Below are 24513 nucleotides of genomic sequence, written 5' to 3'. Positions count from 1 at the left end.
CGGGCGCCCGGCGGCGCCCGTTTTTTTATAGCTGCTTGATGATCCTGGCCGGGTTGCCGCCCACCACGCAATTGGCCGGCACGTCTTTGGTCACCACCGCGCCGGAGGCCACGACCGCATTATCGCCGATGGTCACTCCCGGATTGATCACCGCGCGCCCGCCGATCCACACGTTGTCGCCAATCCTGACAGCCTTACCGAACTCCGCCCCGCCGACGCGAGTCTCGGCGTCCAGCGGATGGGTGGCGGTATAGATATGCACGCCCGGCGCCAGCAGGCAGTTGTCGCCGATATGCACCTCGCATACGTCGAGGATCACGCAGTCGAAGTTGGCGTAGAAGTTCTTGCCGAGATAGATGTTATAGCCGTAGTCGCAGCGGAAGGTCGGCTCGATGGTACCGCCCTGATAGCGGCCCAGCAACTCACCCAACCATTGTTTGCGCAGCTCGCCCTCCTCCGGCGAGGAGTGGTTATAGCGATGCGTTAGCTGGCGTGCGCGCCGGCGTTCGCTGCGCAGCAGTTCATCGCCGGCGTCGTACAGTTCCCCGGCGATCATCTTGCGCTTTTCTTCGCTCATGGCCATGTCGGCCTCCTTCATCCGCGTGTCTTGAATGCCCAAGCGTAGCTGTTTTAGTGCCGCAATAAAAAGGGGAACGTTCCCAAATCCAGGCCGCGATCACGCTTTAACATGAAAAAACAGAAGAAAAACGGGCGGCGCCGCCGCCCGGCAATCAGGCGCGCAGTTCCTGGCGCACGTGTTCGGGCAGGCCGTCCACCACCAGCTGATAGGAGCTGTCGATCAGCGTGTAAAACTGCGAGTTCGGCAGGTTGCCGTCGAGAAACACCGTATTCCAGTGCGCCTTGTTCAGGCCGTCACAGGCGACGATCTCCGGATGGTGTTCACGCAGGCTTTCCGCCAGCTCCGGGCTGGACTTGACCGCCAGCGCCGGCCGCCCTTCGACCTCGCACACCATGGCGAACATCACGTCGCCCACCTTGATTTGGCTGGCCTGCCACTGGTTCTGGTCGCTCTGCTCCGCGCCCGGCTTCGCCATGCAGTACTCCAGCAATGCGCTGTTATTCATTGGGTTATTCCCCCTGTAACGTGGCCACAATACGGCGTGCTCCGCCGTGGATGCGGTGCTCTCCCAGCCAGATGCCCTGCCATGTGCCCAACATCAGCCGCCCGTGCCTGACGGGCAGCGTCAAGGAAGCGCCCAGCAGCGAGGATTTGATGTGCGCCGGCATGTCGTCCGGCCCTTCGTAGTCATGCTGATAGGGTGCGTTTTCCGGCACCTGACGCAGGAAATGCTGCTCCATATCGGCTCGCACCGTGGGATCGCAGTTCTCGTTGAGCGTCAGCGAGGCCGAGGTGTGCTGCAGCAACAGATGCAGCAGGCCGGTTTGCAGGCGGTGTAAGTGGGTTAACTGGTTGACTATCTCGTCGGTAACCAGATGAAAGCCACGCGCTTTTGCGCTGAGGATTAGCGTTTGCTGATGCCACATGAGTGAGCGCCCCTCAATCAGTATATTCTCTCTCCGGTTTGCGGCAACTTCGGCGGCGCGCCGGCAATAAAAAAGGAGCGATATCGCTATCGCTCCGATCAACGTCCGTTCAGACTAACAGGCGTTACTGCACCGCGGCAAACGCCTCGGCCACCTGGCGCACGTTGTTGTGGTTCAGGCCGGCCACGCACATGCGGCCGCTGTGGATCAGGTAGACACCGAACTCTTCACGCAAACGATCGACCTGCGCCGCGCTGAAGCCGGTGTAGCTGAACATGCCGCGCTGCGCCAACAGGTAATCAAAGTTGCGCTGCGGCAGCGCGCTCTTCAGGGTGTCCACCAGCGCGTGACGCATCTCGAGAATGCGGGTGCGCATGCTCTCCACCTCGTCCAGCCACTGGGTTTTGAGCTGGGCGTCGTTCAGCACCTTGGCCACCAGCTGCGCGCCGAAGTTTGGCGGGCTTGAGTAGTTGCGGCGCACGGTGGCCTTCAGCTGGCCCAGCACGCGCCCGGCCGCCTCTTCGCTTTCGCACACCACCGACAGGCCGCCGACGCGCTCGCCGTACAGCGAGAAGATCTTCGAGAACGAGTTGCTCACCAGGCACGGCAAACCGGCCGCCGCGATGGCGCGAATGGCGTAGGCGTCCTGCTCCATGCCGCCGCCGAAGCCCTGATAGGCGATGTCGAGGAACGGAATGATTTCACGTTCGGCGATCACCTCGACCACCTCATCCCACTGGGCGGGGGTCAGGTCGGAACCGGTCGGGTTGTGACAGCACGGGTGCAGCAGCGCGATGCTGTGCTTCGGCAGCTGTTTCAGCGCGGCCAGCATGGCGTCGAACTTCACGCCCAGGCTTTCGCTGTCAAAATATGGATAGGTATTCACTTTGAAACCGGCGCCGCTGAAGATGGCGACGTGGTTTTCCCAGGTCGGATCGCTGACCCACACCTGCGAATCCGGGAAATAGCTTTTCAGGAAGTCGGCGCCCACTTTCAACGCGCCGGAACCGCCGACGGTCTGAATGGTGGCGATGCGCCCCTGCTGCAGCATCGGGTGCTGCGCGCCGAACAGCAGCTGCTGGATGGCGGAACGGTAAGACTGCAGCCCTTCCATCGGCAGGTATACCGAGGCGCCATGCTCGACGCTGTTCAACTGCGCTTGCGCCGCGGCGACCGCCCGCATCTGCGGAATGATGCCCTGCGCATCGTAGTACAGGCCGATGCTCAGGTTCACCTTGTGCGCGCGCGGGTCTTGTTTGAATTTTTCCATCAGCGACAGAATGGGATCGCCGGCATAGGCGTCAACGTTCTGGAACACGGGGTTTTTCTCCTGGTTTATTGTGGTTTTGGGCACAGCGTTACGTTCCTAATATAGACGGAAAAGCGCATTCGGTTTTAGCTTTATCTCGCCACTGGCAATAAACCGTTTTCCTTGATGCGATTGAGCACCACCGCCGTTTTGATATGCGCCACGCTTTTGTGCGGCGACAGCGTCTGGCTGATGAACTCGCTCAGCGCCGGCAGGTCCGCCACCGCCACTTTGAGCAGGTAATCGGCGTCGCCGGTGGTCTTGTAAGCGTCCAGGATCGCGTCCACTTCCTCCAGCATCTGATGAAAGCTGTCGATCTGCTCCTGCGCGTGCGTGATCAGGCTGACTTCGATCAGCCCCACCAGCCCCAGGCCGACCGCCTCCGGCGCCAGCCGCGCGTGGTAACCGCGGATCAGCTGCGCCTGCTCCAGGCTGATGCGCCGCCGTGAGCACTGGGAAGCGGAGAGCCCCACCAGCTCGCTCAGCTCCTGATTGGTCAGACGGCCGTTGGCCTGTAACAGCGTCAGGATTTTCATATCAAAATCGTCAATGTTGTACATAGCCACCTGTAAACTGTGTTAATAAATGTTGACGTTACAGCCTACCAGTTTTTTTACCGTTGCCGACGTCACACCCTGGCGCTTAAATCGCGTACAGCAGCAACGCCCGGCGTTTTCGCCGGTAAGCGGCATAAAAAACGGCTAACTCATGCAGGCAAACGACAATTAACGGCGAAGTAACGCATAAAACCACGAATGTATAAAAAGGACGCCAGATGAAAAAGCTACTCCCCCTCGCGCTGCTGCTCGCCGCCGGCAGCGCCGGCGCGCAATCCCACCTGGACAAAGTGCTGCAGCAAAAGACCCTGGAGGTCTGCACCACCGGCGACTACAAGCCCTACACCTTCCTCAAGGAAGACGGCGGCTATGAAGGCATCGACATCGATATGGCGGAATCGCTGGCGAAGAGCCTGGGCGCCAAGGTGAAGTGGGTGAAAACCAGCTGGAAAACCCTGACGCCGGACTTCGCCTCCGGCAAGTGCGACATCGCCATGGGCGGCATCTCCGTCACGCTGGAGCGGCAAAAGCAGGTGTTCTTCGCCGACAAGCTGGATACCGACGGCAAAATTCCGCTGGTGCGCTGCACTGACGTGAAGAAATACCGCACGATAGAACAGATCAACAAACCGTCGGTGCGCCTGCTGGAACCGGCGGGCGGCACCAATGAAGCCTTCGTGCACGCCTATTTGCCGAAGGCCAAACTGACGCTGACGCACGACAACATGAGCATTTTCCAGCAGCTGGTGGATCGCAAGGCGGACGTGATGATCACTGACGCCTCCGAGGCGTTGTACCAACAAAAGCGCTATCCGAAGCTGTGCGCGGTGAATCCGACCAAACCGATGCAGTACGGCGAGAAGGCTTACATGCTGCCGCGCGACGATCTGAGCTGGAAACTGTATGTGGATCAGTGGCTGCACCTGGCCAAGGCGACCGGCGAGTATCAGAAGATTATCGACAAGTGGTTGGCGGTAAAGAAGTAACGCGCTGAGAAACGGGGCCGACGCGCGTCGGCCCCTGCGGCGTATCAGTCGCCGATGTATTCCATCGCCACGCGCTGCGTGAGCTTGGTGATCAGTTCATAAGCGCTGATGCCGGTACAGACGGCGATACGCTCGACCGGCAACGCCGGCCCCCACAGCACCGCTTCATCCCCTACCTTATCGGCGGCGGCCGGCCCGAGATCGACCGAAATCATGTCCATCGACACCCGGCCGACGATCGGCACTTCGCGGCCGTTAATCAGGATCGGCGTGCCGGTCGGCGCGCTGCGCGGGTAGCCATCGCCGTATCCCATCGCCACCACGCCAAGGCGAGTATCGCGCGGACTTACCCAGGTGCCGCCATAGCCCACCGCTTCACCAGCCTTGTGCTCGCGCACCGCGATCAGGCTGGATTTCAGCGTCATCGCCGGCTGCAGACCATGCTCGGCGCCGCTGCCGTTATCCAACGGCGACACGCCATACAGAATGATGCCGGGGCGCACCCACTCGTTGTGGGCGTCCGGCCACAGCAGCGTGCCGCCGGAGGCGGCGACCGAGCGCTGGCCCGGTTTGCCGCGCGCGAACTGCTCGAAGCAGGCGATCTGTTTCAGGGTGGCGTCGGACTCCGGCTCATCGGCGCGGCTGAAGTGGCTCATGATATTGACCGGCTGCGCCACGTTGCGGCAGGCGCACAGGCGCTGATAAAACGCCTCCGCCTGTTCGGGACGCACCCCCAGCCGATGCATGCCGGTATCGAGCTTCATCCACACCGGCACCGGACGCGCCAGCTCGGCCTGCTCCAGCGCTTCGAGCTGTTCGATGCTGTGCACCGCGGTTTCGATGTTGTTCGCCACCAGCACCGGCAGGTCTTCGGCACAGAAGAAGCCTTCCAGCAGCAGGATCGGTTTGACGATGCCGCCGGAGCGCAGCATCAGCGCCTCGCCGATGCGCGCTACGCCGTAGCAGTCGGCGTCTTGCAGGGTGTGTGCTGTTTCCAGCAGGCCATGTCCATAAGCGTTTGCTTTCACAACGGCAATCAGGCGGCTTTGCGGCGCCTGGCGGCGCACCTGTTGCAGATTATGTCGCAGAGCGCGGCGGTCGATTACAGCGGTTGCCGCTTTCATTTCAGTTCCTTAGCTGATTATTCGTCATCGTATTGTGGCCCCGCGTAGTTATCGAAACGCGACCACTGGCCGTTAAAGGTAAGGCGCACGGTGCCGATCGGGCCGTTACGCTGCTTACCGATAATAATTTCCGCGATCCCTTTCAGATCGCTGTTCTCGTGATACACCTCATCACGATAGATGAACATAATCAGGTCGGCATCCTGCTCGATAGAGCCGGATTCACGCAGGTCGGAGTTGACCGGGCGTTTGTCGGCGCGCTGCTCCAGGCTGCGGTTCAGCTGCGACAGCGCCACCACCGGCACCTGCAGCTCTTTCGCCAGCGCCTTCAGCGAGCGCGAAATCTCGGCGATCTCCAGCGTACGGTTGTCGGACAGGGCCGGCACGCGCATCAGCTGCAGGTAGTCGATCATGATCAGGCTAAGCCCGTCGTGCTCGCGGAAAATGCGCCGCGCGCGCGAGCGCACTTCGGTCGGCGTCAGGCCAGAGGAGTCGTCGATGTACATGTTGCGCTTCTCCAGCAGGATGCCCATGGTGCTGGAAATGCGCGCCCAGTCCTCGTCATCGAGCTGGCCGGTACGGATGCGAGTCTGATCCACGCGCGACAGCGACGCCAGCATACGCATCATGATCTGTTCGCCGGGCATCTCCAGGCTGAAGATCAGCACCGGTTTTTCCTGAGTCATCGCGGCGTTTTCGCACAGGTTCATGGCGAAGGTGGTTTTCCCCATCGATGGACGGGCGGCGACGATGATCAGATCGGACTTTTGCATGCCCGCGGTTTTCTTGTTGAGGTCCTGATAGCCGGTATCGACCCCGGTCACGCCGTCGTGCGGCTGCTGATACAGCTGCTCGATGCGCGATACGGTGTCTTCCAGGATGCGCTCGATGCCCTTCGGGCCTTCGTCTTTGCTGGCGCGGTTCTCGGCGATTTGGAATACGCGGGATTCCGCCAGATCGAGCAGGTCTTCGCTGCTGCGCCCCTGCGGATCGTAGCCGGCGTCGGCGATCTCGTTAGCCACCGAGATCATTTCGCGCACCACCGCGCGCTCGCGCACGATGTCGGCATAGGCGCCGATGTTGGCGGCGCTCGGGGTATTTTTCGACAGCTCGGCCAGGTAGGCAAAGCCGCCGACCGAGTCCAGCTCGCCCTTCTGTTCGAGCGATTCAGACAGGGTGATGAGATCGATAGGCTTGCTCATCTCCAGCAGACGCTGCATCTCGGAAAAGATCAGGCGATGCGGGCGGCTGAAGAAGTCGTTGGCGACCACGCGCTCCGCCACGTTGTCCCAACGCTCGTTATCCAGCATCAAACCGCCCAACACCGACTGCTCGGCCTCCAGCGAGTGCGGCGGCATCTTCAGCCCTTCCATCTGACGATCTCTGGAACGCTCTCTGGTTTCGTCCGCGTTTGTTTTGTTGGTTGGTTTTTTTCCTGCCATGAAACGTAGTCTTTATCCGGTTGCGAATGAAGGATCTTGACGCGAGAGTATACGTGATTTTTGCGTCATAACCGATGCAAAAAAGGTATTGAATCCCGCACGGGTGAACTGGATCTCCGATACTAAAAAGAATAGGGTGAAATCAGACACTCAAACGAGGTAACGATATGGCCAAGCGCATTCAGTTTTCCGCCACCGGCGGGCCGGAAGTCTTGCAATACGTTGATTTTACACCGCTCGATCCCGCCGCCGGCGAAGTGCAGATCGAGAACAAAGCGATCGGCATCAACTACATCGACACCTATGTGCGCAGCGGGCTGTACGCGCCGCCCAGCCTGCCGAGCGGCCTCGGCACCGAGGCGGCCGGCGTGGTGGTCAAGGTTGGCGCCGGGGTCAGCGCGATCAAACCGGGCGACCGGGTGGTGTATGCGCAGTCGTCGCTCGGCGCCTACAGCGAAGTCCACAATGTGCCGGAAGAAAAAGTGGCGCTGCTGCCGCACAACCTCAGCTTTGAGCAGGGCGCCGCTTCTTTCCTGAAAGGGCTGACGGTGCATTACCTGCTGCGCCAGACCCACGACGTGCAACCGGGTGAAGTGTTCCTGTTCCATGCCGCCGCCGGCGGGGTTGGGCTGATCGCCTGCCAATGGGCCAAAGCGCTGGGCGCGCGCCTGATCGGCAGCGTCGGCTCCGACGAGAAGGCCGCGCTGGCGAAACAGGCCGGCGCCTGGGCCACCATCAACTACCACAAAGAGGATATCGCCCAGCGGGTGGCCGAGCTGACGCACGGCGAGAAGGTTGGCGTGGTGTACGATTCAGTGGGGCAAAGCACCTGGCAGGCCTCGCTCAACAGCCTGAAGCGGCGCGGCCTGATGGTCAGCTTCGGCAACGCCTCCGGCCCGGTGACGGGAGTCGATCTGGCGCTGCTGAATCAGAAGGGCTCGCTGTACGTCACCCGCCCTTCCCTAAACGGTTACATCACCAACCGCGCCGAGCTGCAGTACGCCAGCAATGAGCTGTTCTCGCTGATCGGCAGCGGCGCCATTCGGGTGGAGGTGAGAGACGAGCAGAAATTCGCGCTGGCCGACGCCCAGCGTGCGCACCAGGTGCTGGAAAGCCGCAGCACCAGCGGTTCCAGCCTGCTGATCCCCTGATAGCAGCCAAAGAAAAGGGCTCCTTGCGGAGCCCTTTCTGTTACTGCGTTTTGTAGGGGTAGAGCAGAGTCCGCCAGAGACAGGGGTTGCTTTAGCAACACGAATTTTAGGTGTCTCTCACGGTGATGAAATGGGTCGCATCACTGCATCGATCAACATCCTAACAGCCCCGTCCGGCAAAAAACACGCTTTATGTGCCACATTGCAGAGGAAAACTGCCAAGCTGTGATCGCTGCCGCATTAGCGTGGCGGGCAGTTATGCAAGTTTCATCGCGACTGACTGATTATTCAGCAAAAAATCAGTAACGCCTGACCTGGGGTTTCTGCATCGAACGGTAAATCCATACCCCAACCACCGCCAAAATCAGCCACGGCAGCAGCTTGATGACCACCGCGAATAACCCGCCCAACAACATGAACGCCGCCGCCGCCAACAGCGCAGCGAAGATCCCCAGCAGCGAGATGCCGGTCACCATCAGCATCACCACAAAGCCAATGAGAAAGAAGATTTCCAACATGATTGCTCCTTTGCAATGCAACGTATCTGCAGAGTGAATTACAAGAAGCGTGCCAGAATGGCGGAAGTGCTAACCTATTGAAAAAACGGGGAAGGCATCCGGCAGTGCGCCGAATGCCTGGTGAAAAAGACTAACTGTTGGTCAAATTTTTTCGGCTACGCCATTTCGACACGCGGCTGGCGCACCAACGCCAGCGCCTGCTCCACCACCCGCGCATCGGCGCCCGGCTTGTGGGCGTTCTCGCTCAGATGACGGCGCCACTGGCGCGCGCCCGGCACACCCTGGAACAAACCGAGGATGTGGCGGGTGATGTGGCCGAGATAGGTGCCGTTAGACAGCTCGCGCTCGATATACGGATACAGCGCTTCGACGATCGCCACGCTGTCCGGCACCGCGGTCTGCGCGCCGAACAGTTCGCTGTCGACCCGCGCCAGGATGCCCGGATTCTGGTACGCCTCGCGCCCCATCATCACGCCGTCCAGATGCTGCAGATGCTGCTGCGCCTCTTCCAGCGTTTTCACTCCACCGTTGATGGCGATGGTCAGCGCCGGGAAATCCCGCTTCAGCTGATAAACGCGCGGGTAGTCCAGCGGCGGCACTTCGCGGTTCTCTTTCGGGCTGAGGCCGGAGAGCCAGGCTTTGCGGGCGTGGATGGTGAACATGTCGCACTCGCCGCGCCCGGCGACGGTCTGGATAAAGTCGCACAGGAAAGCGTAGCTGTCCTGATCGTCGATGCCGATGCGGGTCTTCACCGTCACCGGAATCGATACGACGTCGCGCATCGCCTTGATGCAATCGGCGACCAGCGTCGCCTGCCCCATCAGGCAGGCGCCGAACATACCGTTTTGCACCCGATCAGATGGACAGCCGACGTTGAGGTTAATCTCGTCATAACCGCGCTGCTCCGCCAGTTTGGCGCAGTGCGCCAGCGCGGCCGGATCGCTGCCGCCCAGCTGTAGCGCCACCGGATGCTCTTCTTCGCTGTAGGCCAGGTAGTCGCCCTTGCCGTGGATGATCGCGCCGGTGGTCACCATCTCGGTGTACAGCAGCGTTTCCTTGGTCAGCAGGCGATGGAAGTAACGGCAATGACGATCGGTCCAGTCGAGCATTGGCGCGATGGAGAAGCGATTGGCGGCGTAGGTTGGGGCGTGGTTGTCTTTCGTCATGCTGAGTTACTGGCTACCTGAGTCTGTCTGGGTTCAACGAACGGCGCGCGGCCGCAAACGGCTATTATAACGACAATCGACGCCGTTGGGAAAACCGCCTTGCCGGTGGCGTAAATAAGCGGGAGTAAGGCGAATAAATTCACTCGTTCAGGTGTTATCTCATTGCGGGCGCGCACGGCGCCTCTGCCTTGAGGACACAACCATGAACAGCTTCATTAAACGCCTGCTGGCATCGGCCATTGCCGGCTGCCTGCTGTTTTCCGGCGCGGCGCTGGCGATGGGCGGCGACGGCAGCGGCCAAACCCCGCCGACCTGTCCGAAAGGCCAGGTTTACGACAGTAAAACCCAGACCTGCACGGTGGATAAAGGCAGCAAAGTCGACGACGCCGACCGCACTAACTATGCCTATGCACTGGCGAAAAGCGGCCGTTATCAGGAAGCGATCGATATGCTCAACACGCTGCAAAATCCCAACACCGCCGTCGCACTGAATTATCGCGGCTACGCCACGCGCAAACTGGGCCGCACCGATGAGGGTATCGGCTATTATTTAAAATCAGTGGCCCTCGATCCGAAATACCCCAAAGTGCGCGAGTACCTGGGAGAAGCCTATATGCTGAAAGGGCGGCCCGACCTGGCGCGCCAACAGCTGCTGGTGATCCAGTCGCTGTGCGGCACCGGGTGCGAGGAGTACCGAGATTTGGCGGCAGCCATCGACCGCCAACCGGAATCTTGATCCGACGCGCCTGCGGAGGTGACTATCAGCGGCGATGCGATACGCGATGAACTCGGCCACTATCTCTCCCGCCTGTGGCGCTATGCGCTGGTGCTTTCGCACCGGCGGGATGTCGCCGACGACCTGGTGCAGGCAACCTGCGTGCGTGCGCTGGAGCGCGCCGCGCAATTCACCCCCGGTTCACACCTGGATCGCTGGTTGTTTGCCATCTTGCACTCTATTTGGCTCAATGAAGTTCGCGCCCAGCATCGTCGTCAGGGGCAAGGCTGCATGGCGGCGGAAGAGCTTGGCGATGCGGACAACGGTGAACGGCCGGTCTGGCTCAATGAAGTGATGCGGCGCGTAAGCCGGTTGCCGGCGGCCCAGCGCAACGCGCTGTTTCTGGTGTATGTCGAAGGGCTGTCCTACCGGGAAGCGGCGAAAGTGCTGGCGGTGCCAATCGGCACCGTCATGAGCCGCCTTGCGGCCGCACGCCTGGCCTTGGCCGATGACCGCCAGTTGCCAAACGACGATTCGCACCGTAAGAAGCCCCCTACTCCGCCCTTGCCCCGCACTCGCCGATAAACCGCTGGCCGCCGATTCGTGTTAAGCGGCCTATTCCAACGCGCGGATAACCCGGCACGGCTGCCCCAGCGCCAGCACATTGGCCGGAATGTCGCCGGTGACGATGCTGCCCGCACCGATAGTCGTACCATCGCCGATGGTCACTCCCGGCAGGATCACCACGTTGCCGCCGATCCACACGTTGCTGCCGATAGACACCGGCTGCGCCGAGGTGCGGAAAGGAAAAGCCGGGTCACCGGTAAAGCGTTCACCGGCCTTCAGCGGATGACTCGGCGTGTAGATTTGTACGTTGGGGCCGATCAGCGTGTTGTCGCCGATGGTGATGGTGTTGCAGTCGAGGAACACCGCATTGACGTTGATAAAACAGTTTTTACCGATGCGGACATGCTGCCCGTAGTCGCACCAGAATGGCGTTTCGATCCAGCTCGCTTCACCCCAGTTGCCGAACAGCTCGCCGAGCAGGCGATTTTTCTCGTCCGCCTGATGCGAGTCCAGCACCCCCAGGCTTTTGGTCAACGCCCTCGCCCGATGGTACAGGGCGAGCAGTTCTTCATCGCGGCTGTTGTATTCCAGGCCGCTTAACAGCTTCTCTCTTTCCGTCATCACACAGGGCTCCTGCTCATCACGCGGGTGAAAGGCGTTATACCGCTCTCGCCCGCTGCTCTCCAGCGCTAAAACCGGCAACGTTGATCTACCGCCCGGCGGAGGGGAAAAGTTGTGATGCATCTCTCTTTTAGCGCACTCAGCGCGCCTTTCTCTGCGCTATCCTCAGGGGAAAAGGGGGCAACTCTCGGCGATTCGCCGTAATCATGGTAAAATCGGCTTTTTTACGTACCGGGATATTTGCGATGAACTCAACCACCCAGGAAAAGCTGTTGGCGCAGGCGGAACGCCTCTGCCAGCAACGCAATGTGCGATTGACGCCGCAACGGCTGGAAGTGCTGCGTCTGATGACTCAGCAACCCGGTGCAATCAGCGCTTATGACCTGCTCGATCTGCTGCGCGTCGCCGAACCGCAGGCCAAGCCGCCGACGGTCTACCGCGCGCTGGATTTTCTGCTGGAGCAAGGGTTTATCCATAGGGTGGAGTCCGCCAACAGCTACGTGCTGTGCCACCACTTCGAACAGCCGATGCATACGTCCGCGCTGTTTATCTGCGACCGCTGCGGCCAGGTGACCGAACGCACCACCGAAGGCGTGGAGGAAACGCTGCAGAAGCTGGCGCAGGAAGCCGGATTTGCGCTGCGGCACAGCGTGGTGGAAGCGCACGGCCTGTGCGCCGGTTGCGTTGAAGTTGAAGCTTGTGACAGCAAGCATGACTGCGCCGAACATGATCACAGCATCGCCATCAAGAAGAAGTAAGACGAAGTCAGGTACTTCCCTGTACCTGCGGCCGGGACGCCAGAGGATGGAGCGACGCCGGCCTGCGCTGTTGCCGGCCGCCGTCAGTGGCGGCCCTGCGTGTTACCAGCGGTGTTTGGTGTGATCTTCCCAGGCCTTCACCTCTTTTTCGGCCGCCTCTTTCTGGTAACCGTAGCGCTCCTGGATTTTGCCGACCAGCTGTTCGCGTTTCCCTTCGATGACCGTCAGATCGTCATCGGTCAGCTTGCCCCATTTCTCTTTCACTTTGCCTTTCAGCTGCTTCCAGTTACCGTCGGCTTGATCTTTATTCATAGTCTCTCCGTTAACCTGTGGTGAATCAGTGATCCCTGTCGCCGGCCGGGGTTAACCAGAAGTTTTTCTGGCTGATGCTCCCTTCACCTTAAGAAGCAACGCTCCCCTTCATTTACCAGCCACATGATTCATTCTAGTTAAACATGGAAATAAAAAAGCCAAAACACAGGATAAAAAACCATTAACAAACAAGATAAAAACAAAAAACGCTAACAAACAACGAACTAACGCGAACAGACCAAGGCTGAAAACATGTAAGCAAACATGATCAAATTCATAAAAAAAACTAATCATTAACCCAACAAGACGTCCGGTTTAATGGGCAGTAAACCAGCTGCCGCGCACCTGGTGACGGTGCCAAATCCAGCCCAACGCCAGACCGCGCAGCGCCAGAAACACCGCCAGCGCCAGCCAGAGGCCGTGGTTGCCAAGCAGTGGCACGCTGAACAGCGCCAAACCGTATCCCGCAGCAGCCACCGCCATGCTGTTGCGCATCTCGGCGCCGCGCGTGGCGCCGATAAACATGCCGTCCAGCAAATAGCACCACACCCCAACCAGCGGCAGAATGACCTGCCAGGGTAAATAATGGGCGGCCAACGCACGCAGTTCCGGCAAAGAGGTCAAGGCTGCCACGATCTGCTGGCCGGTAACGGCATACGCCAGGCCGAAGGCCAACGCGACCAGCCCTGCCTGCCTGCAGGCCGCGTGCCACACTTTGCGCAGTTGGCTGTCGTCCCGAGCGCCGTAGGCGTGGCCCGAATGAGCCTCCACCGCATAAGCGAAACCGTCGAGCGCATAGGCGGTGAACGTCAGCAGATTCATCAATACCGCATTGACCGCCACCACCTCGCTTCCCAGGCGAGCGCCGAAAATGGTCAACGACGCAAAGCACAGTTGCAGCAACAATGAGCGCAGCATGATGTCGCGGTTGAGCGCCAGCAGGCGACGCAGATCGCCACGCCAGGCCTGGCGCAGCATCTGCAGGGTAATACCGCGCAGGCGCATCACCCGCCACGCCAACCACAGGCCGAGCAGCAGCGTAGCGTATTCGGCGATGGCGGTTGCCGCCGCCGCCCCCCGCACGTTCCAGCCCAGGCCCATCACCAGCCAGATATCCAGCACGATGTTCAGCAGGTTGCCGACGATCAGCAGGATTACCGGCGCCCGCACGTACTGTACGCCAAGCAGCCAGCCCAGCAGCACCAAATTGGCCAGCGCCGCCGGGGCGCTTAACCAGCGGATCTCAAGAAAACGCCGCGCCTGTTCCAGCACCTCGCCATCGCCACCGACGATCCGCAGCGCCAGTTCGATCAGCGGATAACGCAGCAGGACGATCGCCGCGCCGCCCAACAGCGCCAGCAGCAGCGGTTGCATAAAGGCGCGCGCCAGCGCTTGCGGGTTCTGTGCCCCCAGCGCTTGCGCCGCCAGGCCGGTGGTGCTCATGCGCAGGAATAACAGCAGCATGAACAGGAAGCTGGTCGCCACCGCGCCGATCGCCACGCCCCCCAGGTAGATCGGGCTGTCGAGGTGGCCGATCACCGCGGTGTCCACCAGCCCGAGCAGCGGCACGGTAATATTGGAGAAGATCATCGGCAGGGCGAGGCGCCACAGGGCTTTATCGGTGTCGCTGGTGAAAGCGGAAATCAGGCGCATGATGGGATGTTCCTGTGACTGAGTGACAAAGGGCGAAGTCAGAAACAAAAACGCCCCAAAACAGGGGCGATTGATACAGGGAGCGGCGGTGATGGCGCGGCGATTAAATCCAGTCGCCGTTGCGGATCACGCCGACCGCCAGCCCTTCGATAGTGAAATTCTGCTGACGCAGATCGACCACGATCGGTTGGAATTCGTTGTTCTCCGGCAGCAGCTCAACCACGTTGCCGTGCTTTTTCAAGCGCTTGACCGTCACTTCGTCTTCGATCCGCGCGACCACGACCTGGCCGTTGCGCACGTCTTGCGTTTTGTGTACCGCCAGCAGATCGCCGTCCAGAATGCCGATGTCGCGCATTGACATGCCGTTCACCCGCAGCAGGAAATCGGCGCTCGGTTTAAACAGGGAAGGATCCACCTGGTAGTGCCCTTCGATGTGCTGCTGCGCCAGCAGCGGCTCGCCGGCGGCGACGCGGCCGATCAGCGGCAGCCCTTCTTCTTCTTCCATCAGCAGACGGATACCGCGCGAGGCGCCGGAGACGATTTCGATCACGCCTTTGCGTGCCAGCGCCTTCAGGTGCTCTTCGGCGGCGTTAGGCGAACGGAACCCCAGACGCATCGCGATCTCGGCACGCGTTGGCGGCATGCCCGTTTGCGAAATGTGCTCGCGAATCAGATCGTAGACCTCTTGCTGTCTGGTAGTTAGTGCTTTCATTCCGCCCCCTGTTTGTTTATACAGTCTTGCTGTGAGTATATACAGGTAAGCGCGGATTGGGAACCGAAGAATAAATAAAAATCAGTCAGTAGGCGCTTTTCGTCAGCCGAAATGCTGCCATAAGACCGTGCCCCAAACGAACAGCGCCAGCACGATCGCCAGCGACACCGCCGCCGATCCCATGTCCTTGGCCCGCCCGGACAGCTCGTGATGTTCGCTGCCGATGCGATCCACCACCGCCTCGATCGCGCTGTTCAGGATCTCGACGATCATCACCAGCGCTACCGATCCGATCAATAAAATGCGCGCTATCGCACCCACATCCAGCCAGACAGCCAGTATGATAGCCAGAAGGGTGACCACCAGTTCCTGGCGGAAAGCCGCTTCGTGCTGCCAGGCGGCGGATAGCCCTTTATAGGAATAGCCGGCGGCCTTGATGATGCGGGTCAGCCCGGTTGCTTGGTTTGCCATGTTTTCGTGCCTTTCTCAGAGGTCGGTCATAATAAAAAGAGTCTAGAACAGTCCGCGCTGACGGCTCTCGGTTTTCGAACACCACAGATCTGCTACCCGGTTTCTGGTATGCTTGCGGCGCATTGCTAACAAGAGGCTTCACGTTGTTATGTCAGGTTGGCGTAAAATTTATTATAAAATATTGAATTTACCACTTAAATTGTTGGTAAGAAGTAAGGTCATCCCTTCAGATCCGGTTACCGAGCTAGGGTTGGATCCCTCACGGCCGATTTTGTATGTTTTACCTTACAATTCCAAGGCGGATTTGCTGACGCTGCGCACCCAGTGCCTGGCGCAGGATCTGCCCGATCCGCTCAACGCGCTGGAGATCGACGGCACCGTGCTGCCGAGCTACGTGTTCATTCACGACGGCCCACGCGTATTCCGCTATTACACCCCGAAAGAAGAGTCGGTAAAGCTGTTCCACGACTATCTGGATCTGCACCGCAGCAACCCGGATCTCGACATTCAGATGCTGCCGGTTTCGGTGATGTTCGGCCGTTCGCCGGGCCGCGAAGGCCACGGCACGCCGCACCTGCGTCTGTTGAACGGCGTGCAGAAATTCTTCGCGGTGCTGTGGCTCGGCCGCGACAGCTTCGTGCGTTTCTCCAACACCGTGTCGCTGCGCCGCATGGCTACCGAACACGGCACGGATAAAACCATCGCGCAGAAACTGGCGCGCGTGGCGCGCATGCACTTCTCGCGTCAGCGCCTGGCCGCGGTGGGCCCGAGTCTGCCGGCCCGTCAGGATCTGTTCAACAAGCTGTTGGCGTCCAAAGCGATCGAAAAAGCGGTCGAGGACGAAGCGCGCAGCAAGAAGATCTCGCACGAGAAGGCCCAGCAGAACGCCATCGCGCTGATGGAAGAGATCGCCGCCGACTTCTCCTACGAAACCGTGCGCCTGTCCGACCGCGTGCTGAGCTGGACCTGGAACCGGCTGTATCAGGGCATCAACGTCACCAACGCCGAGCGCGTGCGCCAGCTGGCGCAGGACGGCCACGAGATCGTCTACGTGCCCTGCCACCGCAGCCACATGGACTATCTGCTGCTGTCGTACGTGCTGTATCACCAGGGCCTGGTGCCGCCGCACATCGCTGCGGGCATCAACCTCAACTTCTGGCCGGCGGGCCCGATCTTCCGTCGCCTGGGCGCGTTCTTCATCCGCCGCACCTTTAAAGGCAACAAGCTGTACTCGACGGTGTTCCGCGAATACCTCGGCGAGCTGTTCACCCGCGGTTACTCGGTGGAATATTTCGTGGAAGGCGGCCGTTCCCGCACCGGGCGCTTGCTGGAGCCGAAGACCGGCACCCTGTCGATGACCATCCAGGCGATGCTGCGCGGCGGCACCCGTCCGATCACGCTGGTGCCGATTTACATCGGTTACGAACACGTGATGGAAGTGGGTACCTACGCCAAAGAGCTGCGCGGTGCCACCAAGGAAAAAGAGAGCCTGCCGCAGATGCTGCGCGGCCTGCGCAAGCTGCGCAACCTGGGCCAGGGATACGTCAACTTCGGCGAACCGCTGCCATTGACGGCCTACCTCAACCAGAACGTGCCGCAGTGGCGCGAGTCGATCGATCCGATCGAAGCTCAGCGTCCAAGCTGGCTGACGCCGACGGTCAACGATCTGGCCGGCCAGATCATGGTGCGCATCAACAATGCCGCCGCAGCCAACGCCATGAACCTGTGTTCCACCGCGCTGCTGGCCTCGCGTCAGCGTTCGCTGACCCGCGAGCAGCTGGTCGAGCAGCTCGAGTGCTACCTGCAGCTGATGCGCAACGCGCCTTACGCGCGTGACGTCACCGTGCCGACGCAAACGCCGGATGAGCTGCTGGATCACGCGCTGAACATGAACAAGTTCGAGGTGGAGAAGGACAGCATCGGCGACATCATCATCCTGCCGCGCGAGCAGGCGGTGCTGATGACCTATTACCGCAACAACATCCACCATCTGCTGGTGTTGCCGTCGCTGATCGCCAGCATCGTGATGCATCATCGCCGGGTGTCGCGCGCCGAGCTGCTGCGCCAGATCGGCATGATCTACCCGATGCTGAAAGCCGAGCTGTTCCTGCATAACGACAAGGAACAGCTGCCGGAGGTGCTGCGGCCGATGATCGACGAGCTGATCCGTCAACAGCTGATCTGCGACAAAGGCGACGATCTGGTGCTCAACCCGGCGCGCATTCGCCCGCTGCAGCTACTGGCCGCCGGGGTGCGCGAAACCCTGCAACGCTACGCCATCACCATGTCGATCCTCAGCGCCAACCCGAGCATCAACCGCGGCGCGCTGGAGAAAGAGAGCCGCATCATGGCGCAGCGTCTGTCGGTGCTGCACGGCATCAATGCGCCGGAGTTCTTCGACAAGGCGGTGTTCTCCACCCTGGTGGCGACGCTGCGTGAAGAAGGCTACATCAACGACAGCGGCGATGCGATCCGCGAGCACACCCTCGAGGTGTACAGCATGCTGAGCGATCTGATCACGCCGGAAATCAAGCTGACCATCGAAAGCGTCAACATGCCGGAAGAGACCAACGCTCTGCCGCAAACCGACGCGGAAGAAGAGAAAGACGAGTGATTTCGCCCGGCGCGGAAACACAAAAGGCACCCCAAGGGGTGCCTTTTTTCTTGCTGCAGGGAACCGTTACGCCGGCAGATAGCTGAGCGCGATGCCGATAAACACCACCAGCCCGACATAGTTGTTCTGCAGAAAGGCCTTGAAGCAGGCGTCGCGCTCGCGCCCGGCGATCTGCTTCTGCTGGTGAATGAACAGCGCGCCCGCCAGCAGCAGCGACCAGTAAAACGCGCCGCCGAGCTGCGCCAGATAACCGACCCACACCAGCAGCAGCAACGTCGCGAACTGCAACAGCCCGACGATCAGCTTGTCATAACGCCCGAACAGGATAGCGGTGGACTTGATGCCGATTTTCAGATCATCGTCGCGATCGACCATCGCATACAGCGTGTCATAGGCCACCGTCCAGCAGATGTTCGCCAGCAGCAGCAGCCAGCAGCTGAGCGGCAGCGATTCGCTGACCGCCGCATAGCCCATCGGAATGCCCCAGCCGAACGCGGCGCCCAGCACGAACTGCGGCAGGTTGGTCACCCGCTTCATAAACGGATACACCCAGGCCAGCGCCAGCGCCGCCAGCGACAGCCAGATGGTCATCGCATTCAGCGTCAACACCAGGCAGAACGAGATCAGCACCAGCACCACGAACAGCACCTTGGCCTCTTTCGCGCTCACCCGGCCGCTCGGCATCGGCCGCCCGGCGGTGCGTTTCACGTAGCCGTCCACCGCGCGATCGGCGTAGTCATTCACCACGCAGCCGGCGGCGCGCATCAGGAACACGCCGAGCACGAACACCACCAGAATCGACAGCGGCGGCACGCCTTTTCCGGCCAGCCACAGTGCCCACAGCGTCGGCCACAACAGCAACAGCGTGCCAATCGGTTTATCAATGCGCATCAAATGGCTGTAAGCCCGCCATTTACTTTGAGTCACGCTTCCCTCCAACGTCTTGCTCTCCTCTCTTATGCGGGGACCGCTGAATACAGCGGCGAAGCCGGTAAAAACAGTTCGGTCAGCAGCAGCGGTTTGCCCGCCAGCCGCAGCCGTGAACGACGCGCCCACAGCGCGTCCTGTCGGCCGATATGGATATAGTCGCGGGTCAGATCGCCGCTGCTGAACAAATAGCGCCCCAGCGGCAGCGTGCCCAGATCCACCAGCGCCTGGTCGGGTCCGGTCAGCGTATGTTCCGGGATCACCGTGCGCCCCAGCAGCCAGGGCTGGCCGTCGCCCAGCAGCACCACTTCGCGCAGCCAGTAGCGCGGGCTGTCGGGCAGGTGGTTCGCCTCGTCGCCCAGTGCCTCGCGCGTGACGAAGCATTCGCGCTGCGGTTCAACGCGCACCTGGGCGCAATGGCGTTCAAATCGGCGGGTCATGGAGCCTAACTCCATCAGCCAGTCGCTGACGGCGGCGGGCGCCGGAGGATCCTGTTCGGATAACCACTCCAGCGGCGGCAGGATGGAATCCCTGATGCCAGACATTGCTTTACTCCTCGCCTGAACCGCAGCCGGTACGGCGCGCCAGACGATACAAACTGTTAACAGGCCCCCATTGTAGCGCAGAAATGCGAAAGCGGCAGGCTGATTCGTGGCGAAAACGGCAGGTCTGTCGGCCGGAAAAACCGGGGTTCTGTCATCTTTTTGCCATCCGCATTCTCTATCTTCATTTCCCGGCGCGCTGACGATTCTGTGATCGCCCGCAAAGTTTCAGCTTCCTCGCGTTGTGTTATCTACGCGCGTAGATACCCTGATACGGCAGCGTTGAATCGCCATGCGTCCGACATGATTTGTCGGCACACCTTTGTTGCCGGCACCAGGGAAACCATCTTTAACCGCGCCCCTCCAGGCGCAGAACAAAAGAGGATAGCACTGCCATGAGCGAAACAACGCTTGCCCCTTCACAGACCGCCGACGCCGCGCTGGCGGCCGATGAACGCCTGGCAACCAAAGAGGGGCGCAGCCAATTTTGGCGCGCCACCTTCTCCTGCTGGCTCGGCACCGCCATGGAATACGTCGACTTCGCGCTGTACGGCCTGGCGGCCGGCATGGTGTTCGGCGACGTGTTCTTCCCCGAAGCCACGCCGCTGGTGGCGCTGCTGGCCAGCTTCGCCACCTACTCCGTCGGCTTCGTCGCGCGGCCGATCGGCGCGCTGGTGTTCGGCTGGATCGGCGATCGCAAAGGCCGCCGCGTGGTGCTGATCACCACCGTGGCGCTGATGGGCCTCTCAACTACATTGATCGGCCTGATCCCACCCTATGCGAAAATCGGCGTCTGGGCGCCCGCCTGCCTGGTGATCCTGCGCTTCGCGCAGGGGTTCGGCGCCGGTGCGGAGCTGTCCGGCGGGGCGGTGATGCTGGCGGAATACGCGCCGGCCAAGCGGCGCGGGCTGGTGGCGTCGATCATCGCCATCGGCTCCAACAGTGGCACCCTGCTGGCGTCGCTGGTGTGGCTGCTGGTATTGCAGCTGGACAAGGAAGACCTGATGAGCTGGGGCTGGCGCATTCCGTTCCTCGCCAGCATCCTGATCGCCGGCGTGGCGCTGTATCTGCGCCGCCACGTGCGGGAAACGCCGGTGTTCGAACGCGAACTTCAGCAAAACCACCAGCGCATGCTCGACGCCGCCCAGGCCGCGCCGGACTCACGCAGCTACCTGCAACGCACCAAGGCGTTCTGGGTGATGCTCGGCCTGCGCATCGGCGAGAACGGCCCCTCCTACCTGTGCCAGGGCTTTATCGTCGGCTACGTCGCCAAGGTGCTGATGGTCGATAAATCGGTGCCGGCGCTGGCGGTGCTGATCGCCTCACTGTGCGGTTTTCTGGTGATCCCGCTGGCCGGCTGGCTCTCCGATCGTTTCGGCCGCCGCATCACCTACCGGTGGTTCTGCCTGCTGCTGGTGCTGTACGCTTTTCCGGCGTTCTGGCTGCTCGACAGCCGTGAGCCGGCGATCGTCATCTCGGTGATCGTGGTCGGCATGTGCATCGCATCGCTGGGGATCTTCGGCGTGCAGGCGGCCTACGGCGTCGAACTGTTCGGCGTGAAGAACCGCTACTCCAAAATGGCGTTCGCCAAGGAGCTCGGGTCGATCCTCTCCGGCGGCACCGCGCCGCTGATCGCCACCGCGCTGCTGTCCGGTTTCGGTCACTGGTGGCCTGTCGCCTGCTATTTTGTTGTAATGGCGGCCATCGGCTTAATCACCACCTTCTTTGCTCCCGAAACCCGCGGCCGCGATCTCAACCTGCCGCAGGATGCCGCGTAGCGGGAAGGCGAACAGGACCTCAATTTGGATAATCACTCCGCGCGCCGCGTTACCCGCGCCGACGTGGCTCGCATAGCGGGCACCTCCGTCGCCGTGGTCAGCTACGTGATCAACAACGGTCCGCGCCCGGTGGCGGAAGCCACCCGGCTGCGCGTGCTGGCGGCGATCGAGCAGACCGGCTACCGGCCGAACGACATCGCGCGAGCGCTGGCCTCCGGCAGCACGCAAACCTACGGGCTGGTGGTGCCGGATATTTCCAACCCGTTCTTCGCCACGCTGGCGCGGGCGCTGCAGCAAGAGGCCTTCAGCCGTGGCCGCGTGCTGCTGCTGGGCGACGCCGGCGACGACCGGCAGCGCGAATATGAGCTGATCAACAACCTGCTACGCCGCCAGGTCGACGGCCTGCTGTACACCAGCGTCGATCGCCATCCGTGGTTCGATCTGATCCGCGCCTCCGGCACGCCCTGCGTGATGATAGATACCATCGACAGCCAGGCTGGCTTCTGCGCTATTCGCGTCAACGAGCGCGACGCCGCCTGCCAGGCGACCCGCCATCTGCTGCAGCACGGCTATCGCGACATCGGCATTTTTATCGGCCCGCTGACCATGCTCAACGCGCAGGATCGCCTGAACGGCTGGCGCGATGCGCTGCTGGAAGCGGGCATCGCGCCGCGCGACGAATGGATTTTCGAGGTGCCCTACACCCGCCAGGGCGGTTACCAGGCCACCCAGCGCCTGGTGCAAGGCCCGCGCCCACGCGCCGTTTTCACCTCTAACGAGCAGCAGGCGCTCGGCTGCCTGTCGGCGCTGGCGGAACATGGGCTGCGCGCGCCGGACGATCTGGCGCTGATCTGTTTTAACGGCACGCAGCAATCCGAATTCAGCGTGCCGCCGCTCAGCGCGGTCGAGCAGCCGATCGACGCCATGGCCAAGCGGGCCATCGCCATGCTGGCCGCCGGCGCCGCGCCCGCCGAGCTGCATGAATTCGCTTTTCAACTGCGCATCCGCCACTCGTGCGGCTGTTAGCGGTTTTTCAGGACATCTTACTATGCGTTTAATCATTGATTGCGATCCCGGCAACGGCGTTCCCGGCGCCAACGTCGATGACGGTCTGGCGCTGGCCCTGGCGCTGGCGGCCAAACCGCAGCTGCAACTGGAGCTGATCAGCATCGTGGCCGGCAATACCCCGCGTGAAGTGGGCTTCGCCGTCGCCTCCGCTCTGCTGGCGCAGAGCGGCTACCGGGTACCGGTCGCCCTCGGCGCGGCGCGCGCCCTGAGCGAGCCGCCGGAGCCGTGGCGCGCCCATCTGGACCGCCCGATCGCCGATCCTCAGCTGGCGGCGCTGTGGCGCGACTTGCCCGCCCCCTCGCTGGCCAACGCGCCCGCACCGGACGCCGCCATCGCCATCGGCGAACTGATCTGCCGTCATCCCGGCGAGATCACGCTGGCGGCGATCGGCCCGCTGACCAACGTTGCGCACGCCATGCAGCTGTACCCGCAGATGGCGCAGGCGGTGAAAGAGATCGTGATCATGGGCGGCGTGTTCAACGTCGAAGGATACATCAAGGACACCAATTTTGGTTTGGATCCGGAAGCGGCGCGGCTGGTGTTGAACAGCGGCGCCAATATCACGCTGGCGCCGCTGGACGTCACCACCCAGACCATGCTGACCCAGGCGGATCTGGCCGCGCTGACCCAGCCGGATACCCCGCTGTGCCGTTATTTGCGCGCCACCACGCAGCCGTGGATCGACTATTCGCGCCATACGCGGCGCCTGCCGGGCTGCTGGATCCATGATGCGCTGGTGATCGCCTGGCTGCTGGAACCGCAGTTGGTCACGACCGAAATGTTCCATGTGGATGTGGCGCTGGAAGGGGCGTTGACGCGCGGCAGCTCACGCCGTTGGCGGCCGGGCGGCCTGCGCCTGACGGTCGGTATGCCGCCGCCGCAGGGCAAGCCGGTGCGCATCATGCAGCAGGTGGACAACACCCGCCTGCTGGCGTTGATCGGCGCAACGCTGGCGCGCGGATGAAAAAAGGTGCGCCAAGGCGCACCAATCATCGAGCCAGCATCGGCAGCGCCGGGTGTTACCCCTTGCCTTTAACGCTGCTGATAAACGTTTTACGCGCAGTGGTAGAGCCCAACTTCTCGGCCTCATTCATCAGCTTCAGCGCCTTGTCGATATCGCCCGCCTTCACCGCCTGCTTGATGCCGTTATTGAAGTAGCTTTCGGTATCGTTGAGCATCGGTTCCGCCGGTTTCTCCGGCGTCGGCGTCGGCATCGGCGCCGCCGCGGCCGGGGTGCTCGCCCCCACCACCACCGGCGCCACGGTCGGCGCAGGCTGCAGCATGCCGATCATCACGTTGCCGGTGCCCTGTTCAGCGGTGACCTTAAGCTTCAGCGTGCCGGTCGTCGCGTGGCCGGCGATCGGATCCGGGATATCCGGCACCGCGTTGCCCACCCCCTGCGCATAGGCCTTGGCCGGGTTGGTCAGCTGCGTAGTTTTCACCAAATCCTGGCGGGTGGTGTACACCAGCAGGTAAATCTGTTTTTGACCGAGCGCCGGCGTCAGCTTCAGCGTGCCTTCGAGACGATCGGAGGACATCGCCCCCGGCGGCTGGTAAGGGAAATAGCTGCTCGGGTAATACGCCGCCGGGCGCAGATGCTCGTCCAGCACCAGCACGCTCGGCGCGTACAGCGAATTGTGTTTGGCGAGGCTGCTCAGCGTCACTTCCAGCGAACCGCGATCGGCCGGCAGCGTATAGGCGGCGATCGCCCCCTGGATCTCGCCCTGATTGAGCTGAGGGCTGACGGCGTCGAGCTTCACCTCTTGCGACACCGGCGGCTGCAACGGCTGCCACGGCAGGCTTTGCAGCGTGGCGGCGCTGATGGCCGGCGCGACGGAAACGTTGGCCGGCGTATCGGCATTGGCCGCCAAAGGCGCGCCGACGGTCAGCGCCAGCGACAGGCAGAGTGACAGCAGATTCTTTTTCATCGTTATATCCTCTTTCAGCGCCGCGATGGATCAGGCAAGAGATCCGGCCGCGGCGAATGCGATTGAGGGAGAGCCTGCGGCCCTCCCC

General features: G+C 61.6%; 26 protein-coding genes. 9 read left to right on the top strand and 17 right to left on the bottom strand.

Going from position 1 to position 24513, the window contains the following annotated elements; translation table 11 throughout:
- Positions 1-25: 25 nt before the first annotated feature.
- The 5 genes from maa to JL05_RS06590 form a co-directional block, all read right to left on the bottom strand.
- The gene (maa, locus tag JL05_RS06610; protein WP_021505134.1) at positions 26-583 is read right to left on the bottom strand and encodes a maltose O-acetyltransferase; all 558 of its coding nucleotides are present in this window, start codon (positions 581-583) and stop codon (positions 26-28) included.
- A 148-nt stretch (positions 584-731) separates the two neighbouring features.
- Positions 732-1085, bottom strand: a complete 354-nt coding sequence (locus JL05_RS06605) for an MmcQ/YjbR family DNA-binding protein (RefSeq protein WP_004936783.1) — start codon at positions 1083-1085, stop codon at positions 732-734.
- A gap of 4 nt (positions 1086-1089) precedes the next feature.
- The gene (locus JL05_RS06600) at positions 1090-1506 is read right to left on the bottom strand and encodes a secondary thiamine-phosphate synthase enzyme YjbQ (RefSeq protein WP_004936779.1); all 417 of its coding nucleotides are present in this window, start codon (positions 1504-1506) and stop codon (positions 1090-1092) included.
- 124 nt (positions 1507-1630) lie between these two features.
- Positions 1631-2824: an amino acid aminotransferase gene (locus tag JL05_RS06595; protein WP_033631977.1), complete on the bottom strand. Its 1194-nt coding sequence runs from the start codon at positions 2822-2824 to the stop codon at positions 1631-1633.
- A gap of 83 nt (positions 2825-2907) precedes the next feature.
- Positions 2908-3375: an Lrp/AsnC family transcriptional regulator gene (locus JL05_RS06590; protein WP_004936775.1), complete on the bottom strand. Its 468-nt coding sequence runs from the start codon at positions 3373-3375 to the stop codon at positions 2908-2910.
- A 215-nt stretch (positions 3376-3590) separates the two neighbouring features.
- On the opposite strand from JL05_RS06590, the gene JL05_RS06585 reads away from it, so the two are divergent.
- Positions 3591-4358: a transporter substrate-binding domain-containing protein gene (locus tag JL05_RS06585; RefSeq protein WP_033631976.1), complete on the top strand. Its 768-nt coding sequence runs from the start codon at positions 3591-3593 to the stop codon at positions 4356-4358.
- Between the two features lie 44 nt (positions 4359-4402).
- Here JL05_RS06585 and alr read toward each other — a convergent pair whose 3' ends face one another.
- Positions 4403-5482, bottom strand: coding sequence for an alanine racemase (alr, locus tag JL05_RS06580; RefSeq protein WP_033631975.1), 1080 nt, complete (start codon positions 5480-5482; stop codon positions 4403-4405).
- Positions 5483-5499: 17 nt separating this feature from the next.
- Positions 5500-6924 (bottom strand): replicative DNA helicase, encoded by a 1425-nt coding sequence (gene dnaB, locus JL05_RS06575; RefSeq protein WP_033631974.1) that lies wholly within the window; start codon positions 6922-6924, stop codon positions 5500-5502.
- A 167-nt stretch (positions 6925-7091) separates the two neighbouring features.
- Between dnaB and JL05_RS06570 the strand changes: the two genes are divergently transcribed.
- Positions 7092-8075: a quinone oxidoreductase gene (locus JL05_RS06570; RefSeq protein ID WP_004936764.1), complete on the top strand. Its 984-nt coding sequence runs from the start codon at positions 7092-7094 to the stop codon at positions 8073-8075.
- Positions 8076-8374: 299 nt separating this feature from the next.
- Here the strand turns inward: JL05_RS06570 and pspG are convergent, their stop codons facing one another.
- A complete protein-coding gene (pspG, locus tag JL05_RS06565; protein ID WP_004936761.1) occupies positions 8375-8593 on the bottom strand; it encodes an envelope stress response protein PspG in 219 nt (72 codons plus the stop codon).
- 155 nt (positions 8594-8748) lie between these two features.
- A complete protein-coding gene (dusA, locus tag JL05_RS06560; RefSeq protein WP_019453217.1) occupies positions 8749-9759 on the bottom strand; it encodes a tRNA dihydrouridine(20/20a) synthase DusA in 1011 nt (336 codons plus the stop codon).
- Positions 9760-9961: 202 nt separating this feature from the next.
- On the opposite strand from dusA, the gene JL05_RS06555 reads away from it, so the two are divergent.
- Together JL05_RS06555 and JL05_RS06550 are read left to right on the top strand one after the other, a co-directional pair.
- A complete protein-coding gene (locus JL05_RS06555) occupies positions 9962-10495 on the top strand; it encodes a tetratricopeptide repeat protein (RefSeq protein WP_021505139.1) in 534 nt (177 codons plus the stop codon).
- Between the two features lie 18 nt (positions 10496-10513).
- On the top strand, positions 10514-11059 hold the full coding sequence (locus JL05_RS06550) for an RNA polymerase sigma factor (protein WP_033631973.1): 546 nt from the start codon (positions 10514-10516) through the stop codon (positions 11057-11059).
- A gap of 30 nt (positions 11060-11089) precedes the next feature.
- Here JL05_RS06550 and JL05_RS06545 read toward each other — a convergent pair whose 3' ends face one another.
- Positions 11090-11662, bottom strand: coding sequence for a sugar O-acetyltransferase (locus JL05_RS06545; protein ID WP_033631972.1), 573 nt, complete (start codon positions 11660-11662; stop codon positions 11090-11092).
- Between the two features lie 245 nt (positions 11663-11907).
- Here JL05_RS06545 and zur point away from each other — a divergent pair, with 245 nt between their 5' ends.
- Complete coding sequence (zur, locus tag JL05_RS06540; protein ID WP_015379223.1) at positions 11908-12420, top strand: zinc uptake transcriptional repressor Zur; 513 nt, start codon at positions 11908-11910, stop codon at positions 12418-12420.
- A gap of 102 nt (positions 12421-12522) precedes the next feature.
- Here zur and JL05_RS06535 read toward each other — a convergent pair whose 3' ends face one another.
- From JL05_RS06535 to JL05_RS06520, 4 genes are all read right to left on the bottom strand, one after another.
- Positions 12523-12732 carry a CsbD family protein gene (locus tag JL05_RS06535; protein WP_004936743.1) on the bottom strand — a complete coding sequence of 70 codons (210 nt, stop codon included), beginning with the start codon at positions 12730-12732 and terminating at the stop codon, positions 12523-12525.
- A 315-nt stretch (positions 12733-13047) separates the two neighbouring features.
- Positions 13048-14385 carry an MATE family efflux transporter DinF gene (gene dinF / locus JL05_RS06530; RefSeq protein ID WP_033631971.1) on the bottom strand — a complete coding sequence of 446 codons (1338 nt, stop codon included), beginning with the start codon at positions 14383-14385 and terminating at the stop codon, positions 13048-13050.
- A 103-nt stretch (positions 14386-14488) separates the two neighbouring features.
- Positions 14489-15097, bottom strand: coding sequence for a transcriptional repressor LexA (gene lexA, locus JL05_RS06525; protein WP_004936736.1), 609 nt, complete (start codon positions 15095-15097; stop codon positions 14489-14491).
- A 102-nt stretch (positions 15098-15199) separates the two neighbouring features.
- Positions 15200-15568 (bottom strand): diacylglycerol kinase, encoded by a 369-nt coding sequence (locus JL05_RS06520; RefSeq protein WP_015379225.1) that lies wholly within the window; start codon positions 15566-15568, stop codon positions 15200-15202.
- A 148-nt stretch (positions 15569-15716) separates the two neighbouring features.
- On the opposite strand from JL05_RS06520, the gene plsB reads away from it, so the two are divergent.
- The gene (plsB, locus tag JL05_RS06515; RefSeq protein ID WP_033631970.1) at positions 15717-18182 is read left to right on the top strand and encodes a glycerol-3-phosphate 1-O-acyltransferase PlsB; all 2466 of its coding nucleotides are present in this window, start codon (positions 15717-15719) and stop codon (positions 18180-18182) included.
- A 66-nt stretch (positions 18183-18248) separates the two neighbouring features.
- Here plsB and ubiA read toward each other — a convergent pair whose 3' ends face one another.
- Together ubiA and ubiC are read right to left on the bottom strand one after the other, a co-directional pair.
- Entirely contained in the window at positions 18249-19121 is an 873-nt protein-coding gene (ubiA, locus tag JL05_RS06510) for a 4-hydroxybenzoate octaprenyltransferase (RefSeq protein WP_015379227.1), read from the bottom strand.
- A 17-nt stretch (positions 19122-19138) separates the two neighbouring features.
- Positions 19139-19654: a chorismate lyase gene (ubiC, locus tag JL05_RS06505; protein ID WP_015379228.1), complete on the bottom strand. Its 516-nt coding sequence runs from the start codon at positions 19652-19654 to the stop codon at positions 19139-19141.
- Between the two features lie 392 nt (positions 19655-20046).
- Between ubiC and JL05_RS06500 the strand changes: the two genes are divergently transcribed.
- From JL05_RS06500 to JL05_RS06490, 3 genes are read left to right on the top strand one after another with little or no spacing between them, the layout of a single operon-like run.
- Entirely contained in the window at positions 20047-21429 is a 1383-nt protein-coding gene (locus JL05_RS06500; protein ID WP_033631969.1) for an MFS transporter, read from the top strand.
- Positions 21430-21453: 24 nt separating this feature from the next.
- On the top strand, positions 21454-22455 hold the full coding sequence (locus tag JL05_RS06495; protein WP_033631968.1) for a LacI family DNA-binding transcriptional regulator: 1002 nt from the start codon (positions 21454-21456) through the stop codon (positions 22453-22455).
- Positions 22456-22477: 22 nt separating this feature from the next.
- Positions 22478-23461: a nucleoside hydrolase gene (locus JL05_RS06490; protein ID WP_033631967.1), complete on the top strand. Its 984-nt coding sequence runs from the start codon at positions 22478-22480 to the stop codon at positions 23459-23461.
- A 55-nt stretch (positions 23462-23516) separates the two neighbouring features.
- On the opposite strand, the gene malM is transcribed toward JL05_RS06490, so the two are convergent.
- Positions 23517-24425, bottom strand: a complete 909-nt coding sequence (gene malM, locus JL05_RS06485) for a maltose operon protein MalM (RefSeq protein WP_033631966.1) — start codon at positions 24423-24425, stop codon at positions 23517-23519.
- Positions 24426-24513: the final 88 nt, after the last annotated feature.

This window comes from Serratia nematodiphila DZ0503SBS1 (assembly GCF_000738675.1).
Classification (GTDB): Bacteria; Pseudomonadota; Gammaproteobacteria; order Enterobacterales; family Enterobacteriaceae; genus Serratia; species Serratia nematodiphila.
This window is presented reverse-complemented; position numbering and strand designations above follow the sequence as displayed.

Bases quoted from the DNA above. Each gene is read 5' to 3' on its own strand.
- zur (WP_015379223.1), top strand. From the start codon at position 11,908: ATGAACTCAACCACCCAGGAAAAGCTGTTGGCGCAGGCGGAACGCCTC.
- JL05_RS06490 (WP_033631967.1), top strand. From the start codon at position 22,478: ATGCGTTTAATCATTGATTGCGATCCCGGCAACGGCGTTCCCGGCGCC.
- plsB (WP_033631970.1), top strand. From the start codon at position 15,717: ATGTCAGGTTGGCGTAAAATTTATTATAAAATATTGAATTTACCACTT.
- JL05_RS06605 (WP_004936783.1), bottom strand. From the start codon at position 1,085: ATGAATAACAGCGCATTGCTGGAGTACTGCATGGCGAAGCCGGGCGCG.
- JL05_RS06520 (WP_015379225.1), bottom strand. From the start codon at position 15,568: ATGGCAAACCAAGCAACCGGGCTGACCCGCATCATCAAGGCCGCCGGC.
- JL05_RS06570 (WP_004936764.1), top strand. From the start codon at position 7,092: ATGGCCAAGCGCATTCAGTTTTCCGCCACCGGCGGGCCGGAAGTCTTG.
- dusA (WP_019453217.1), bottom strand. From the start codon at position 9,759: ATGACGAAAGACAACCACGCCCCAACCTACGCCGCCAATCGCTTCTCC.
- pspG (WP_004936761.1), bottom strand. From the start codon at position 8,593: ATGTTGGAAATCTTCTTTCTCATTGGCTTTGTGGTGATGCTGATGGTG.
- ubiC (WP_015379228.1), bottom strand. From the start codon at position 19,654: ATGTCTGGCATCAGGGATTCCATCCTGCCGCCGCTGGAGTGGTTATCC.
- JL05_RS06555 (WP_021505139.1), top strand. From the start codon at position 9,962: ATGAACAGCTTCATTAAACGCCTGCTGGCATCGGCCATTGCCGGCTGC.
- malM (WP_033631966.1), bottom strand. From the start codon at position 24,425: ATGAAAAAGAATCTGCTGTCACTCTGCCTGTCGCTGGCGCTGACCGTC.
- alr (WP_033631975.1), bottom strand. From the start codon at position 5,482: ATGAAAGCGGCAACCGCTGTAATCGACCGCCGCGCTCTGCGACATAAT.
- JL05_RS06535 (WP_004936743.1), bottom strand. From the start codon at position 12,732: ATGAATAAAGATCAAGCCGACGGTAACTGGAAGCAGCTGAAAGGCAAA.
- JL05_RS06545 (WP_033631972.1), bottom strand. From the start codon at position 11,662: ATGACGGAAAGAGAGAAGCTGTTAAGCGGCCTGGAATACAACAGCCGC.
- lexA (WP_004936736.1), bottom strand. From the start codon at position 15,097: ATGAAAGCACTAACTACCAGACAGCAAGAGGTCTACGATCTGATTCGC.
- dinF (WP_033631971.1), bottom strand. From the start codon at position 14,385: ATGCGCCTGATTTCCGCTTTCACCAGCGACACCGATAAAGCCCTGTGG.
- JL05_RS06590 (WP_004936775.1), bottom strand. From the start codon at position 3,375: ATGTACAACATTGACGATTTTGATATGAAAATCCTGACGCTGTTACAG.
- JL05_RS06600 (WP_004936779.1), bottom strand. From the start codon at position 1,506: ATGTGGCATCAGCAAACGCTAATCCTCAGCGCAAAAGCGCGTGGCTTT.
- JL05_RS06500 (WP_033631969.1), top strand. From the start codon at position 20,047: ATGAGCGAAACAACGCTTGCCCCTTCACAGACCGCCGACGCCGCGCTG.
- JL05_RS06585 (WP_033631976.1), top strand. From the start codon at position 3,591: ATGAAAAAGCTACTCCCCCTCGCGCTGCTGCTCGCCGCCGGCAGCGCC.
- dnaB (WP_033631974.1), bottom strand. From the start codon at position 6,924: ATGGCAGGAAAAAAACCAACCAACAAAACAAACGCGGACGAAACCAGA.
- maa (WP_021505134.1), bottom strand. From the start codon at position 583: ATGGCCATGAGCGAAGAAAAGCGCAAGATGATCGCCGGGGAACTGTAC.